At 65.6% G+C, this 15,931-nt stretch carries 13 protein-coding genes and 1 tRNA gene; 10 read left to right on the plus strand and 4 right to left on the minus strand.

Annotated elements, in window-relative coordinates; translation table 11 throughout:
* Positions 1 to 68 precede the first annotated feature (68 nt).
* The 5 genes from tig to ACP7C5_RS06060 all read left to right on the plus strand — a co-directional run bounded on the left by tig (position 69) and on the right by ACP7C5_RS06060 (position 5,744).
* Positions 69 to 1,712, plus strand: coding sequence for a trigger factor (tig, locus tag ACP7C5_RS06040; RefSeq protein ID WP_426263539.1), 1,644 nt, complete (start codon positions 69 to 71; stop codon positions 1,710 to 1,712).
* 216 nt (positions 1,713 to 1,928) lie between these two features.
* On the plus strand, positions 1,929 to 2,882 hold the full coding sequence (locus ACP7C5_RS06045) for a glycosyltransferase family 2 protein (RefSeq protein WP_426263540.1): 954 nt from the start codon (positions 1,929 to 1,931) through the stop codon (positions 2,880 to 2,882).
* 62 nt (positions 2,883 to 2,944) lie between these two features.
* Complete coding sequence (locus ACP7C5_RS06050) at positions 2,945 to 3,619, plus strand: ATP-dependent Clp protease proteolytic subunit (RefSeq protein ID WP_133188610.1); 675 nt, start codon at positions 2,945 to 2,947, stop codon at positions 3,617 to 3,619.
* A gap of 154 nt (positions 3,620 to 3,773) precedes the next feature.
* Entirely contained in the window at positions 3,774 to 5,042 is a 1,269-nt protein-coding gene (clpX, locus tag ACP7C5_RS06055) for an ATP-dependent Clp protease ATP-binding subunit ClpX (protein WP_010186846.1), read from the plus strand.
* Between the two features lie 57 nt (positions 5,043 to 5,099).
* Complete coding sequence (locus tag ACP7C5_RS06060; RefSeq protein WP_426263541.1) at positions 5,100 to 5,744, plus strand: GNAT family N-acetyltransferase; 645 nt, start codon at positions 5,100 to 5,102, stop codon at positions 5,742 to 5,744.
* Here the strand turns inward: ACP7C5_RS06060 and ACP7C5_RS06065 are convergent.
* Genes ACP7C5_RS06065 through ACP7C5_RS06075 form a run of 3 tightly spaced genes read right to left on the minus strand, consistent with a single transcriptional unit; the run spans position 5,739 to position 8,785 of the window.
* Complete coding sequence (locus tag ACP7C5_RS06065; protein ID WP_426263542.1) at positions 5,739 to 6,341, minus strand: methyltransferase family protein; 603 nt, start codon at positions 6,339 to 6,341, stop codon at positions 5,739 to 5,741. The genes ACP7C5_RS06060 and ACP7C5_RS06065 overlap by 6 nt on opposite strands.
* Before the next feature lie 51 nt (positions 6,342 to 6,392).
* The gene (locus ACP7C5_RS06070; RefSeq protein ID WP_426263543.1) at positions 6,393 to 8,120 is read right to left on the minus strand and encodes a M1 family metallopeptidase; all 1,728 of its coding nucleotides are present in this window, start codon (positions 8,118 to 8,120) and stop codon (positions 6,393 to 6,395) included.
* The gene (locus ACP7C5_RS06075) at positions 8,117 to 8,785 is read right to left on the minus strand and encodes a hypothetical protein (protein WP_426263544.1); all 669 of its coding nucleotides are present in this window, start codon (positions 8,783 to 8,785) and stop codon (positions 8,117 to 8,119) included. Before ACP7C5_RS06075 ends, ACP7C5_RS06070 begins: the two co-directional genes overlap by 4 nt.
* 82 nt (positions 8,786 to 8,867) lie before the next feature.
* Between ACP7C5_RS06075 and lon the strand changes: the two genes are divergently transcribed.
* From lon to ACP7C5_RS06090, 3 genes are all read left to right on the plus strand, one after another.
* Entirely contained in the window at positions 8,868 to 11,354 is a 2,487-nt protein-coding gene (gene lon, locus ACP7C5_RS06080) for an endopeptidase La (RefSeq protein WP_426263545.1), read from the plus strand.
* 153 nt (positions 11,355 to 11,507) lie between these two features.
* Entirely contained in the window at positions 11,508 to 11,780 is a 273-nt protein-coding gene (locus ACP7C5_RS06085) for an HU family DNA-binding protein (protein WP_133191967.1), read from the plus strand.
* A 130-nt stretch (positions 11,781 to 11,910) separates the two neighbouring features.
* Positions 11,911 to 11,985 (plus strand) — tRNA-Val (locus tag ACP7C5_RS06090).
* A 43-nt stretch (positions 11,986 to 12,028) separates the two neighbouring features.
* Here the strand turns inward: ACP7C5_RS06090 and ACP7C5_RS06095 are convergent.
* Positions 12,029 to 12,640: a prolyl hydroxylase family protein gene (locus ACP7C5_RS06095; RefSeq protein ID WP_426263907.1), complete on the minus strand. Its 612-nt coding sequence runs from the start codon at positions 12,638 to 12,640 to the stop codon at positions 12,029 to 12,031.
* A 210-nt stretch (positions 12,641 to 12,850) separates the two neighbouring features.
* On the opposite strand from ACP7C5_RS06095, the gene ACP7C5_RS06100 reads away from it, so the two are divergent.
* Together ACP7C5_RS06100 and gspD are read left to right on the plus strand one after the other, a co-directional pair.
* A complete protein-coding gene (locus tag ACP7C5_RS06100; protein WP_426263546.1) occupies positions 12,851 to 13,714 on the plus strand; it encodes a type II secretion system protein N in 864 nt (287 codons plus the stop codon).
* Positions 13,711 to 15,927 (plus strand): type II secretion system secretin GspD, encoded by a 2,217-nt coding sequence (gene gspD / locus ACP7C5_RS06105; protein WP_426263547.1) that lies wholly within the window; start codon positions 13,711 to 13,713, stop codon positions 15,925 to 15,927. Before ACP7C5_RS06100 ends, gspD begins: the two co-directional genes overlap by 4 nt.
* Positions 15,928 to 15,931: the final 4 nt, after the last annotated feature.

Below are 15,931 nucleotides of genomic sequence, written 5' to 3' on the forward strand. Positions count from 1 at the left end.
TGCGTTTGTGCATGGGGACTGCGACACACTATCCCTGAACTCCTTATCCATTGGGCGTGAGATCTGAAATGCAGACTGTCGAGACGTTGAACGAAGGCCTCAAGCGCGCCTACACGCTGACGATCACCGCGAAGGATATCGACTCGCGTGTCGATGCCGAACTGAAGCGCGTCGCGCCGACGGTGAAGATGCCCGGCTTCCGCCCCGGCAAGGTGCCTGCGAACCTGGTGCGCAAGATGCACGGCGACGCGCTGATGCAGGACGCGCTCAACAGCTCGATCCAGCAGGGTATCCAGGAGCTGATCGCCGAGCAGAAGCTGCGCCCCGCGCTGCAGCCTTCGGTCGAGCTCGCCGAAGGCTTCAAGCTCGGTGACGATGCACAGATCACCGTCACGCTCGAAGTGCTCCCCGACGTGCCGACCCCGGCGATCGACGCGCTCAAGCTCGAGCGCCTCACCGTTCCTGCCGACGACGCGACGGTCCAGGCACAGCTCCAGAAGTTCGCCGACCAGCAGAAGAAGTGGGACGACGCAGCCGAGGGCCACGAAGCGCAGATGGGCGACCTGGTCGTCATGGACTTCGTCGGCAAGGTCGGCGACGTGGCGTTCGAGGGTGGGACCGGCAGCGACATGTCGGTCGAGCTCGGCACCGGCCGCTTGATCCCCGGCTTCGAGGAGCAGGTCGTCGGCGTCAAGGTTGGCGACGAGCGCCAGATCACCGTGACCTTCCCCGAGGATTATCAGGCCAAGGAACTCGCCGGCAAGCCCGCGACCTTCGATCTCAGCATCACCGCGGTGAAGACCGCCGGCGAGAGCGTGATCGACGACAGCCTCGCGACCTCGCTCGGGCTCGAGAGCCTCGAGCAGCTCACCGGTCTTCTGAAGGGCCAGATCGAGCAGGAGCTCAACGGCCTCACGCGCACCCACATGAAGCGCAAGCTGCTCGACCAGCTCGCCGAGGGTCATGACTTCGAAGTGCCGCCGTCGATGGTCGAAGCCGAATTCGACCAGATCTGGCAGCAGCTCCAGCACGAAGCGACGCACGAGGAAGACCCCGCGGCAGCACTCGCCGAGATGGAGTCCGAGCGCGACGATTACCGCAAGATCGCCGAGCGCCGCGTGCGCCTTGGCCTCCTCCTGTCGGAAATCGGCCAGGCCAATGGCGTCGAAGTCAGCCAGCAGGAAATGAACCGCCTGATCGCGCAGGCCGCGCAGAACTATAACAACGAAGACCGCCAGCGCTTCCTGCAGTACATCCAGCAGGAGCCGATGGCCGCCGCCCAGCTCCGCGCGCCGCTGTACGAGGACAAGGTCGTCGACTTCCTGTTCGAGAAGGCCGAGATCTCCGACCGCGAAGTGACGCGCGAAGAGCTCGAAGCGGCGATCGAGAGCGAAGAAGGCTTCTCGAGCGGCACGCACACCCACGATCACGACAACCACAAGCCCAAGGCAAAGAAGGCGGCTGCTAAGAAGGCGAAGCCCGCTGCCGACGACGCCAAGGAAATGGAAGCCGCCGACATCGAGCCGGCAGCCGCTGGCGACGATCTTGTCGAAGCCGAGCCGGTGAAGAAGGCCGCGACCAAGAAGGCGCCGGCGAAGAAGGCGGCAGCTGCTGCCGAGGCTGAGGCCGAGGCTGTTCCGGCTGAGGAGGCTGCTGCTCCCGTAAAGAAGCCGGCTGCCAAGAAGAAGGCTGCTGCCGACAAGGCCGAATAAGGCACACACCCGCCCGCTCGACTCCATCATCCGTCGCCCCGGCCCTGTGCCGGGGTCCACCTCGCCCCGGACGATACGTCGAGCGGCATGGTGGACCCCGGCACGAGGCCGGGGTGACGGCGTTGTAAGGCCTGGGCCGGCGGCGGCAAACGCAGACGCCACGCCGCACACCACAAAACAGTCGAACCCGTCACGATAACGCCCTAAGGCTCGGCTATGACATCCCGTATCGCCGTCCTGCTGCCGTGCTACAACGAGAGCACCGCCATCGCGCAGACCGTCGCGGCGTTCCGCGCCGCGCTCCCGGATGCGACGATCTACGTCTATGACAACAACAGCAGCGACGACACGGTCGCCGTGGCGCGCGCCGCCGGCGCAATCGTCCGGACCGAGCGGATGCAGGGCAAGGGCAACGTCGTCCGCCGCATGTTCGCCGATGTCGATGCCGACATCTACGTCATGGCCGATGGCGATGCGACCTACGACGCGACCGCCGCGCCCGCGCTCGTCGCGCGGCTGCTCGACGAGCAGCTCGACATGGTCGTCGGCAGCCGCGTGACGCAGGTCACCGCCGCGTATCGCCGCGGGCATGTGCTCGGCAACAAGGCGATGACGGGGATGCTCGCGCAGCTGTTCGGGCGCAGTTTTACCGATATCTTCTCGGGGTACCGCGTCTTCTCACGGCGCTTCGTCAAGAGCTTCCCGGTGCTTTCGGCCGGGTTCGAGATCGAGACCGAGATCAGCGTCCATGCGCTCGAACTCAAGATGCCGACGGGCGAGATCGAGACCGCCTATTTCGCGCGGCCCGAAGGGTCCGAATCGAAGCTCAGCACGTATCGCGACGGCTTTCGCATCGCACGCACGATCGTCACGCTCTACCGCATCGAGCGGCCGCTGCTGTTCTTCGGGGCGATCGCAGCCCTGCTGTCGCTCGCCGTGCTCGCGCTCGGGATCCCGCTGATCGTGACCTATATGCACACGCATCTCGTGCCACGGCTGCCGACCGCTGTGCTGGTCGTCGGCCTCGCGATCCTCGCCGCGCTCAACGTCTTTACCGGGTTGATCCTCGACACGGTGGTCCGCGGTCGGCGCGAAGTGCGGCGGCTCGCTTACCTCAGCCACCGTGCTCCCGGTGGCGATGACCGTCGCTCGGACGCCGTCGGGGCTTGAACTCGTTTCGTGCAGCGCCGATGTATGCGGTTCTAGGGGCATAAAGGACTAAAAGGCTCATCATGCGCAATCCGTTCGACACCGGCGACTTTCTGGCCCCCATCAATGACGGCCTCGTTCCGATCGTCATCGAGCAATCCAACCGCGGCGAGCGCAGCTTCGACATTTATTCGCGACTGCTGCGCGAACGCATCATTTTCGTGACCGGCGGCGTCGAGGACCATATGGCCTCGGTCATCTCGGCACAGCTGCTCTTCCTGGAGTCGGAGAACCCCAAGAAGGACATCTTCATGTACATCAACTCGCCGGGCGGCGTCGTCACGGCGGGCATGGCGATCCATGACACCATGCAGTACATCCGTCCGCGCGTCGGCACGGTCTGCATGGGCCAGGCCGCCTCGATGGGCTCGTTCCTGCTCGCCGCCGGTGAGCCGGGCATGCGTGTCGCGCTCACCAACGCGCGGATCATGATCCACCAGCCTTCGGGTGGTGCGCAGGGCATGGCGTCGGACATCCAGATCCAGGCCAAGGAAATCCAGCGCATCAAGAACCGGATGAATGCGCTCTACGCGCAGTATACCGGCAAGCCGCTCGAGGAGATCGAGCGCGCGATGGACCGTGATACGTTCCTCGAAGCGCACGAAGCCAAGGATTTCGGCCTGGTCGACCAGGTGTTCGACAAGCGTCCGGCACTGCCCGACGATTCGAGCACGCCGCCTGCGCTGACCTCGGCGTAAGCTTGCCGGTTAAGGTTCTGTTGGGCACCGGGGCGTCATACGTACGTCCCGGTGCTGACATCACCGGGTATTTTGGTGATTGTCGGATTGCGCGAGGACGGTCTAGGATACACGTTCCGCATATACGCGCCTGGTGGCGCCAAGGATGGTTAGAATGACGAAGCTCAGCGGCGGCGATTCGAAGAGCACGCTTTATTGCTCCTTCTGCGGCAAGTCGCAGCATGAAGTCCGCAAGCTCATTGCCGGACCGACGGTGTTCATCTGTGATGAGTGCGTCGAACTGTGCAACGACATCATCCGCGAGGAGACCAAGTCGGCGCTCGTCTCGAAGAAGGATGGCGGCGTGCCCACGCCGCAGGAAATCTGCGACGTGCTCGACGATTATGTGATCGGCCAGAAGCGCGCCAAGCGCGTTCTGTCGGTCGCGGTGCACAACCATTACAAGCGCCTCAACCACGGCCAGAAGGGCGCCGATGTCGAGCTCGCCAAGTCGAACATCCTGCTCGTCGGGCCGACCGGCTGCGGCAAGACGCTGCTCGCCCAGACGCTCGCGCGCATCCTCGACGTGCCGTTCACGATGGCCGATGCGACGACGCTGACCGAAGCCGGTTACGTCGGCGAGGACGTCGAGAACATCATCCTCAAGCTGCTCCAGGCCTCCGACTACAATGTCGAGCGGGCGCAGCGCGGGATCGTCTATATCGACGAGATCGACAAGATCAGCCGCAAGGCCGAGAATCCCTCGATCACGCGCGACGTTTCGGGTGAGGGCGTCCAGCAGGCGCTGCTCAAGCTGATGGAAGGCACCACCGCCAGCGTCCCGCCGCAGGGTGGCCGCAAGCATCCGCAGCAGGAGTTCTTGCAGGTCGACACGACCAACATCCTTTTCATCTGTGGCGGCGCGTTCAGCGGCCTCGAGAAGATTATCGGCGACCGCCTGCAGGGCAAGTCGATCGGCTTCGGTGCCTATGTCGCCAGCCCCGAGGAACGCCGCACCGGCGAGACGCTCAAGGCAGTCGAGCCCGAGGATTTGCTCAAGTTCGGCCTGATCCCCGAGTTCGTCGGCCGCCTGCCGGTCATCGCGACTTTGGAAGATCTCGACGTGCCTGCGCTGGTGACGATCCTGACCGAGCCGAAGAACGCGCTGGTCAAGCAGTATCAGAAGCTGTTCGACATGGAGGCGGTCAAGCTCGGCTTCACCGACGAGGCGCTCGTCTCGGTCGCCAAGAAGGCGATCGACCGCAAGACCGGCGCGCGCGGGCTTCGCTCGATCCTCGAGGGCATCCTGCTCGACACGATGTTCGACTTGCCCGGTATGGACAGCGTCGAGGAAGTGATGATCGACAAGGACGTGATCGAGGGCCGCAAGGAGCCGATCCGCGTCTACGGCAAGAAGGAAAAGGCCGGCGCCGGCGCGGCCTAATCTGGTCAGCCCCTGTCCCGTTCGCGGGACAGGGCGCTGCGTGCGCGAAGGCGTCCGATGACGCCTTCGCACGGGTCCGTCGTGCGTCCCGACCGGAACGCTGACCCTGTCGCGGGTGTCCGGGTCGTCGGCACCGCCGATCGTGCCCGCATCGTCGCGCTGCTCGCGCGCGCTTTCGCGGATGATCCGGCGATGGCCTATATCTTTCCCGATCCTGCTGACCGTGCGCTCCGGCTGCCGCGGCTGTTTGGCGTGCTGTTCGATTCCGATGCGTCCAGCGGCATCCGGCTGGTGACCGCTGGCGGCGAGGCGGCGACGCTGTGGCGTGCGCCGGGGCAAACGTCTGACAGCATGCTCACGATGCTGCTCCATGCCTGGCCGCTGTGGCGCGCGCTCGGCGGATCGATCGGCCGTGCGCTGGCGGTGTCGAGCGCGATCTCGGCACATTTCCCGCGCGAGGCCGTGTGGTATCTTCACCTCGCGGGTTGCGATCCCGCGGCACAGGGCCGGGGCTTCGGCGCGGCTGCGGTGCGCGGCGGGCTCGATCGCCTCCTGGGGAGCGGGCTCCCGGCCTATCTCGAAACCGCAGCCGAGCGGAACCTCGCTTTCTACCGCGCGCTCGGGTTCGAGATCACCGCCGAATGGAGCGTGCCCAAGGGCGGTCCGCGCTTCTGGTCGATGCTGCGGCCAGCCAGTTCATAGGACGCCCGGCACGAAGCGTTTGACCCGCGCGGCATAGGCATCGAACGCGGGCCCGAACGCTGCGCGCAGCACCACCTCTTCGTGCCGCACGCGCATCCATGTGCCGAGCGTGAAGAGCGGGATGCCGACGATGAGGCTCGCGGTGTGACCATAAGCGATCGCCATCGCGATCATCACGAACGCCAGCGAGACGTAGATCGGGTTGCGGATCAGCGCGAACGGTCCCGTTTCGACCAATTGCCCGTCGTCGCGCGTCCGTGCGACCAGCGCCCAGTTCCGCCCCATCGCGCGCGACGCCGAATCGAACAGCCACGCCGCCGCCAGCATCAGCGCAAGCACAACGCCCGCCTCGATCAGCGCTTTCGCCGAAAGCGGATCGAGCGCGATGCGGATCCGACCGAGCCCGGCGCTGCCGATCCCCAAGCCCTGCACGACGATCCACAGGATCGAGGCGTTGCGGCGTCCTGAATCGGGGCTGGCCGGGGCGCTCCGGCCACGCGCGCGCGCGCGCAGCAGCGCCGTCAGTCCCGCGAGTATGCCGATCGCAAACGCCGCGAGTCCGGGAAGCCCGACCGAGTCCAACGGGATGAAATTCATGGCCAAGCCCCTTGCAACAGCGCTGTAGTATTCAGCTATGACACCGCGGTGTCAACTGGAGGGTTTGGCGGCCTTTGCCGCTGCGTCGCGCCATGCTTGATAATCCTCGATCGCGATCGATCGGCGCAGCAGCTTGGCGTTCGGATCGATCACGAGATGCGCTCCGCGCGCGACCGTCACGCTGCCAAAGCCGCCCGCCATCGCAAGCCGCACGATCCGCCCGCCGATCTGCACATCGACCGGCATCGGGAACACCCCGCCGCCCGGCGCCTGCCAATGCAATGTCAGCCGGGTCGCGCTGCGTGTCTCGACCAATTCTGGCAGCGCCGCCTGGCGCAAATAGACGTCGAAGAACCAGCGATAGTCCTTGCCCGTCACACGCCGCACGATCCGCTCATAGTCGGCGGTCGACGCGTAGCGCGGCGTGAAATTGCCCGGCCGAGGGTCGAGCCGGCCGTAGACGATCAACCGCGTCACATCGCGAAACGCGCGGTCGCCGATCAGGGTCCGCAGGCTGTGGAGCATCCACGAGCCCTTGTAATAGATGTCCTGTCCGGGGCCGCCCTTGCTGATCTCGTACACCTCTTCCTCGGTGCGGATCTTGCCGGCGATGACGGGGCGGAGGTTGGCGATCTTGTTACGCTGGTCGGACAGCATCGTCGCATAGCGCGCCTCGCCCTCGCGCCAGCGGCCGTAGAGCGGCTGCATGTAGCTGCCATAGCCCTCGTGCAGCCAGTAATCGTCCCAATTGGCGGCGGTCAGCTGGTTGCCGAAGAATTCGTGCGCGAATTCGTGCTGGAACAGCCAGTCGAAGCCTTCGGGCGCCTTGGCATAGCCGTTGCCGTAAGCGTTGATCGTCTGGTGCTCCATGCCCTTGTACGGCGTCTCGACCACGCCGAGCTTCTCGTCGCCGAACGGGTAGGGGCCGACCTCGCTCTCGAAGAAATCGAGCGTCGGCGCGAATTCGGCGAACAGCGCCTTTGCCTTGGCCTCTTCGCCGGGGAGATACCAATAGGCCATCGGGATCGTGTTGCCGTAGCGGCTCTTGTAGCTGCCCGAAATCTCCTCGAACGGCCCGACCGTCAGCGCGATGCCATAGGTGTTGGGGTGCTTGACCCGCCAGTTCCATGTCGTGCGCCCATCGGCGAGCGTGTCGTCCCCGAGCAGCACGCCGTTCGACGGCGCCTTGAGGCCCTTGGGCACGGTGATATGGAGCGTGACGAGGCCCGGCTCGCCGGTCGGGAAATCGAGGCACGGCCAGAACAGGTCGCACCCGGCGCCCTCTGCGGTCGTGCCGAACCACGGCGCGCCGCTCGGCGTCTTCGCCCAGACGACGCCGGGGTCCCACGGTGCGTTGACCGCGACGTGCGGCGTGCCGCCATAGGTCAGCTTGGCGGTGACGTGCCCACCCGCCGCGACCATGCGTGGCAGCGTGATGACGAGTTGGCCCTCTGGATTGCGCCAGGCCGATGACGCAAGCGGTGTGCCGTCGACCGATACCGCATCGACCGGCAGGTTGCGGTCGAGATCGAGCACGAGTCGGGCGAGCGGCGCCTTGGCGGTGAAGCGCAGGGTCGCGACGCCGCGCAGCGTCTCGGTCTCGGGCAGCACTTCGAACGCGAGGTCGGCGGCGTCGAAGCCGAGCTTGGCTTGCTCGGGGTCGATCGGCCCGCCCGATTTCTGCGTCTGCGCCGTCAGCGGCGGCTCGCCCTTGGTCGGCAGGGCGGCGGCGGTCAGCGCGAGGTAACTCGACAGGAGCGCGATACGAACAGGGATCATGCGGGGCTCAGTTCCACGGAAAAATCGGTGATCGTCAGGCGCAGCGACGGGCGGCCGTCCTGTAGCATCGTCGTGACGCGCGGGAAGCGGACGCCTTGCGCGTTCACGCTGCCGGCAAAGCTGAAATGCTGGCGGATCGCGGGGGCGCCGGGTTCGGGTGCCGTCAGCACATAATCGGACGTGGCGATCCGTCCGTCGCGATCGAGCGTCAGTGCGATCGGCGGATAGCCGTCGCGCGCGGCGTTGAGCCGGTTATAGCCCGCGGTGGAAACGAACGCCGGGGCAAGCAGCAGATAGGCGAACGCGCCGAGCCGCTGGCGTTCGAAGCGTGCCTGCGCGGCGGCGAGCGTCGTCTGCGCGCCGTCCTGCACCAGAAAGGCGGTGTCGCGCTCGATCATCACGGTCCGCGCGGCGCTGCGCGTTTCGCTGACGAGCCAGCTGTCGGACCGCGACCGTGCGAACGGCTCGATCCGGCTTTCGACGTGCAAGTCGACCGGGGTCTTGCCGAGCATCATCCGCGCCATGCCGCTCCACGTCAGCACGCGGACGCGCGCCAGCCGGTCGCGCCCGCCCGCAGCGATCATCGCGCGGGCCACTGCGTCGCCACCGCGCCCCGCGGCACCGATCGCCTGCGGCAGCGCCGCGATCGCGATCGTTCCGCCCAAAATCGCACGACGATTGATGGATCGGCAACTCCCCCCATATAAGGGGGCAAGCACGCGGCCTTGTCGCGATCTCGGAGTATCCATGACCCAAGCTTCTTCCACCCCGTCCACTCAGGCTTATCCCGTCCTGCCGCTGCGCGACATCGTTGTCTTCCCCAACATGATCGTGCCGCTGTTCGTCGGTCGCGACAAGTCGGTCGCAGCCCTGGAAGCCGCAATGGCCGCCGACAAGGAGATTTTCCTGGTCGCGCAGCTCGATCCGAGCGAGGACGACCCCGATCGCGACGATCTGTACGAGATCGGCGTCACTGCGGTCGTGCTGCAATTGCTCAAGCTGCCCGACGGCACCGTCCGCGTGCTGGTCGAGGGCAAGCGCCGCGCCGCGCTGACCTCGCTCGTCCAGAGCGACGGCTATCTGTCGGCCGAAGTCGAGATGCTCGATTGCGATGCCGGTTCGGACGAGCTCGAAGCCGCGAGCACCGAGCTGGGCGACCGCGTCGGCGAACTCACGCCAGACGATCTCAGCCCCGATCTCAAGGCGCTGATGCGCTCGGTGATCGACCAGTTCGAGAATTACGCCAAGCTCAACCGCAAGCTGCCGGCCGAGACTGCGGTTCAGCTCGGCGAGATCGAGGATCCCTCGAAGCTCGCCGACGCGGTCGCCGCCAACATCCAGGTCAAGGTCAGCGACAAGCAGGCGCTGCTGATCGAGCGCGATCCGGCCAAGCGGCTCGAGATGGTGTTCGCCTTCATGGAGGGCGAATTGGGCGTCCTGCAGGTCGAGAAGAAGATCAAGTCGCGGGTCAAGCGCCAGATGGAGAAGACCCAGCGCGAATATTATCTCAACGAGCAGTTGAAGGCGATCCAGCGCGAACTCGGCAACGAGAGCGATGATGGCGAAGGCGACGAGATCGCCGAGCTGACGCAGAAGATCGCTACGATGAAGCTCTCGAAGGAGGCGCGCACCAAGGCGACCGCCGAGCTCAAGAAGCTGAAGACGATGGCGCCGATGAGCGCCGAGGCGACCGTCGTGCGCAATTATCTCGACGTGCTGCTCGGCCTCCCGTGGGGCAAGAAGTCGAAGATCCGCAAGGATATCTCGGCGGCGCAAGCGGTGCTCGACGAGGACCATTATGCGCTCGAGAAGGTCAAGGACCGAATCATCGAATATCTCGCGGTGCAGGCGCGCACCAACAAGCTGAAGGGGCCGATCCTGTGCCTCGTCGGCCCGCCTGGCGTCGGCAAGACCTCGCTCGGCAAGTCGATCGCCAAGGCGACCGGCCGCGAATTCATCCGCCAGTCCTTGGGCGGCGTGCGCGACGAAGCCGAGATCCGCGGGCATCGCCGCACCTATATCGGCTCGCTGCCGGGCAAGATCGTGACGAACCTGAAAAAGGCCGGCACCAGCAACCCGCTGTTCCTGCTCGACGAGATCGACAAGCTCGGCCAGGATTTCCGCGGCGATCCGGCGTCGGCATTGCTCGAGGTGCTCGACCCCGAGCAGAACGCCAAGTTCCAGGATCACTATCTTGAGATCGACGTCGATCTGTCGGACGTGATGTTCGTGACCACCGCGAACACGCTCAACCTCCCGCAGGCGCTGCTCGACCGAATGGAGATCATCCGGCTCGAAGGCTATACCGAGGACGAGAAGGTCGAAATCGCCGAACGCCACCTGATCGAGAAGCAGATCGAGGCGCATGGGTTGAAGGAAGGTGAGTTCACGCTCACCACCGAGGGCCTACGCGCGCTGATCCAGTACTATACGCGTGAGGCGGGTGTCCGCACGCTCGAGCGCGAGATCGCCAAGCTCGCGCGCAAGGCATTGCGCCAGATCCTCGAGGGCAAGACGACGAGCGTCACCGTAACGCCCGACAATCTGTCCGACTTCGCCGGCGTGAAGAAGTATCGTCACGGCTTGGGTGAAGAAGAGAATCAGATCGGTGCGGTCACCGGGCTCGCCTGGACCGAAGTCGGTGGCGAATTGCTGACGATCGAAAGCGTCACCGTGCCCGGGCGTGGTCAGGCGAAGATCACCGGCAAGCTCGGCGACGTGATGAAGGAATCGATCGAGACCGCGTTCAGTTTCATCAAGGCGCGTTCGCCGTCGTACGGGATCAAGCCGAGCATCTTCGCGCGCAAGGACATCCACATCCATCTGCCCGAAGGTGCGGTGCCCAAGGACGGTCCGTCGGCGGGCATCGGCATCGTGACGGCGATCGTCTCGACGCTGACCGGCGTGCCGGTGCGGCGCGACATTGCGATGACCGGCGAGGTGACGCTGCGCGGTCGCGTGCTGCCGATCGGGGGCTTGAAGGAAAAGCTGCTCGCGGCGTTGCGCGGTGGCATCACCACGGTGCTGATCCCGCACGAGAACGAGAAGGACTTGGCGGATATTCCCGCGAATATCCGTGACGGGCTCAAGATCATCCCGGTGGCGCATGTCGATGAGGTGCTCCGTCTTGCGCTAACCGCGCCGTTGACGGCGATCGATTGGACCGAAGCGGACGATCTGGCGGCACAGCCCCCGGCGGGCGTCCCGGCAATCGGTGGTGAACTGCACCACTGAGCTCGGATCGGCGTATAATACTGCATCCTCGCCGTTTTGACCGACGGCGGGGATGTTTTTGCTTTGACAGCCCCGGTGCGAGCCGCCTTACTGCGCCACCGGCTTTCGCCTGGGAATCATTTCAGTAGTTTTTTAAACGGGGGTTTCGTGGCCATGAACAAACAGGAACTGATCGCGACGGTGGCCGACACGTCGGGTCTGACCAAGGGTGATGCAAGCAAGGCCGTCGAAGCCGTGTTCGAAGCCGTGTCGGCCGCGCTGAAAAAGGGGGATGAAGTCCGTCTCGTCGGTTTCGGGACGTTCTCGGTCAGCAAGCGCAAGGCGTCGACCGGCCGCAACCCGCGCACCGGCGAGCCGATGACGATCAAGGCATCGTCGCAGCCCAAGTTCAAGGCCGGCAAGGGCCTCAAGGATTCGGTCAACTGATCGCCTGACTCGGAAATTCTGGGCATCGGCGCTGGACAAGCGGCGCCGGCTCGTTTTAAGAGACTGCAACAGGGCGGCGTCAATGCCGCCCTTCTCCGTTTCGCCCCGCCGTACCGGCGGAAAAGGCAACGGGCGCGTAGCTCAGTGGTAGAGCACACCCTTCACACGGGTGGGGTCGCAAGTTCAATCCTTGCCGCGCCCACCATATCGCAGCCGCCGGATCCGCATGGGTCTGGCGGCTTTTTCCGTTACCGCCAGGCGCGTTCGCGAAACCATTTGGTGATGACGTATTTGGTCCCCGCGCGGACTTTCATGCCGTGGTGGAGCGTGGCCGGGTTGAGCGTGCCATCGGCCTGCCGGTTGTTCCAGGCGAGCAGCTTGCCCGTCTCGGGCTGGATGATCTTGTTGATCGCCTTGAAGCGCGTCGCGCCGCCCGCTTCGGGGTCGTTGAGATAGAGCATCACGGTCCAGGTGCGGTTGCCCGCGACACGGCAATGGCGATCGAAATCCACGCCGCCCGGTTCGAAATAATCGGTGTGCGGCTTGAACTCCTGGCCAACCGCATAGCGCTGCCCCTGGATCGGTTCGCCGTGCGCCGGGTCGAGCCCGGTGAACGCACTGATCCGCGCGTCGAGCCACTGCGTCAGCGGGGCGAGCGAGTCGAGATCGCCGGTCTCGCTTGTGCGAAACGCGCGGTCGCCGTTGAAGTCCGCCACCGTCGAAGGGCGCCGCGTCGCATCGACGGCATCGCGCACCTGGGCGCAGGTCTCGGCATCGAGGAACTTGCGGCACACGAACAACGTCAGCTTGGGAGACGGAACACGCTGGACCCCCGGCAGAGCGGCGAGATGTGCGACCATTGCCGCTGCATCGAGACCCGAACCGAAGCTGGGGGCGGCTGGGAAGGCAGGAGCATCGGTCACGCGACACACTTTGCCAAAGACTCCGCGCATTTTCCAGGTGCTGGCAGCGCGTCCGATTCAGCGGCCGCCACGTACAAGGTTCACAGCGGCACCGCGGAACGGTAACACGGGCTGTAATATGGCGTCGCGATCGGGGATGGGTTCCACATGCGCTTGGTTTTGGATGCGCGGGCGCGGGCCTTTCTGCGACGGTTTCCGGTTACCACGGTCTATTCCGCGCTCGAGCTGGCGCTGATCGCGGGGCTCGCCGTGCAAAGCGCGCGGCTCGTCTGGGCGGTGCTAACGCCGGTGGGCCCGGTCGGGATCTGGCGGCCCGAGCAAGGCGGCGTGCCCGGATCCCCCGAGGCGATCCTTCGCGGCTTCGATCCGTTCTACCGCGCGAGCGGCGGCGACATCGCGGGGCCGTCGGTCGTCACCACGCTCCAGCTCTCGCTGTTCGGCGTGCGGATCGACGAAGCGCAGGGCGGTGGCTCCGCGATCATCGCTGGCCCTGACGGCGTCCAGCAAAGCATCGGCGTGGGGCAGGAGATCATGCCCGGGGTGCGGCTGAAGGCGGTTGCGTTCGATCACGTCACGATCGATCGCGGCGGCGTGTCGGAGGATCTCTATCTGCCGCAGACCGAGCAAGCGCCGGTCGCGCCCGCGATGCCGAACGGGCCACCGCTGATCGGCGGCAGCGCACCCGCAGCCATCACCGCGCCACCGCCCGCCGCGGTCGGACCGCAAGGCGTCAGCTTTGCGCAGTTGCGGCGCGATGTCGGCTTCATCCCGCGGATCGACGGCGGCCGCGTGACGGGGTTGACGGTGCGGCAGCAAGGCGACGGCGCGGGCTTCCGCGCGGCGGGGCTGCGCGACGGTGACGTCATAACGCAGATCGCAGGCAAGCCGGTCGGCGGCGCTGCAGACATCGAGCGTCTCGGCGCGCAATATGCAAAGGGCGGCACGCTTGGCTTTACGGTCGAGCGTGGCGCAGACACTGTACCACTCGTCATCACGATTGCGGGGCAATGAAGAAACGAATCCTGGCGCCTATCCTCGCGATCACGCTTGTCACGGCGGCGCATGCGCAACAGACCATGAATGTCCGCGATGCGGATATTCGCGCGTTCATCGCCGATGCCGCCCGCGTGACGGGGCGGACCTTCATCATCGACGCGCGGGTGCAGGGCAAGGTGACCGTCGTCACCGATCACCCGGTGAGCAAGTCGCAATATTTCGAGATCTTCCTCTCGACGCTGCGTGCCAACGGGCTCGTCGCGGTGCCGACGACCAATGGCGCGTTCCGCATCCAGCCGACCGATAACGCCGCGTCGCAGCCGAGCCGCATCGGCTCGCGCGGCGCGACGAGCAACAGCTACATCACCGAAATCGTCCGGCTGCGCTCGATCGATGCGCAATCGGCGGTCGATACGGTGCGCGGGCTGATTTCGCCGCAAGGCTCGGTCACCGCCAATCGCGGCGGCAACAGCCTCGTCATCGTCGACTTTGCCGACAATGTGCGCCGCGTGCGCGAAGTACTGCGCCGGATCGACACCGACACCGCCTCGACGCGGATCATCGCGCTGAAGAATGCCGGCGCGCGCGAGATCGCGACCGCGTTGCAGGCGCTCGCCGGGCAAAGCGCGGGCGGTGCCGGGGGGGCAGCGCCCGCAGGCACCGCGACGTCGGTCAGCGTCGTTGCGGTCAACAGCTCGAACTCGGTCGCGATTCGGGGCGATGCTACCTCGGTCGCGCGGCTCGCCGCGGTGGCCGAGGATCTCGATCGGCGCGCGAAGAACGGCACCGAGATCAAGGTGATCTTCCTCGAAAACGCCGATGCCGAGCAATTGCTGCCGGTGCTCCAGCAGCTCGTCGGGCAGACGCCATCGCCGATCACCAACCAGCAATTGTCGGCGTCGAACTTCGGGAACAACAGCCAGTCGGGCGGCAGCAACGGCAACAATCCCAGCTCGCGCCCCGCGAACACGCCTGCGGTCCAGCAGCAGGACACAGGAAATACCGGCAACGCACCGACGCAGACTGCGATCACTTCGGGCGGGCGCACCGCCTCGGTCGTGACGCGTTTCGTCGGGGCGAACGCAATCGTCATCGCCGCGCCCGCCGAAGTCCAGCGTCAGCTCGCCGACGTCGTGCGTCAGCTCGACACGCGGCGCGAGCAGGTGCTCGTCGAGGCGATCGTGGCCGAAGTGTCGGACCAGACGGCGAGCTCGCTCGGCGCGCAATTCGCGATCGCGAACTTGAAGGGTGGCGCGTTCGCCGCGTCGAGCTTCCAGAATTCGGCGCCGAGCTTGCTCACCATCGCCGGCGCGATCGGCGCGCGGCAGCTCGCGACGACGACGACGACGATCAACGGCGCGACCGTCACGACGAGCACCGGCAGCTCGTCGAGCGATTCGCTGACGCAAAGCGCGATCAGCTCGGTGCTCGGCGCGAACGGCGGCTTTGGCGGCTGGGCGGGCAAGATCGGCGACACCGTGTTCGGCTCGATCATCAACGCGGTGAAGAGCGACACGACGTCGAACCTGCTCCAGGTGCCGCATCTGGTGATGCTCGACAATCAGGAGGCACACAGCCTGGTGGGGCAGGAAATCCCGATCACTACGGGCAAGGCGCTGTCGACCAATTTCGACAATGCCTTCCAGACGACGCAGCGCGAGAATGTCGGGATCGAGTTGACGGTGCGCCCGCAAGTCAATTCGAGCGGAACGGTGAAGCTCAACCTGCGGCTCGAGGTCAGCTCGATCGCCGGGCCGGTGTCGAGCAGCAACAGCGACCTGATCCTCAACAAGCGCGAGGTCGAGACCGTCCGCACCGTCGACGATGGCGACATTGCGGTGATCAGCGGTTTGCTCGACGATAACGAGCGGCGGACGATCGAGAAGATCCCGCTGCTCGGCGACATTCCCGGCTTGGGCAACCTGTTCCGTTCGAAGGCCAAGTCGCGGACCAAGACCAATCTGATGATCTTCATCCGTCCGACGATTCTGCGCACCGCCGACGACAGCCGCAAGCTGACCGAGCAGCGTTATGGCTATCTCCGGCTCCAGCAGGGGCTGGCGATGCCCAATGACGAGCCGTCGATCGACCAGCTGGTGCGCGATTATATGGGCGCGGCGCCACCGATCCCGAGCGCGCCGGTGCCGGGGAATATCGAGGATCCGCGGATCATGGTGCCGGTGCAGCGGAGCTCGAGCACGGTGATCCGCACGAAGCGGGACCGGTGATGGC

Source organism: Sphingomonas sp. PWP1-2 (genome assembly GCF_049898305.1).
Lineage (GTDB): Bacteria > Pseudomonadota > Alphaproteobacteria > Sphingomonadales > Sphingomonadaceae > Sphingomonas > Sphingomonas glacialis.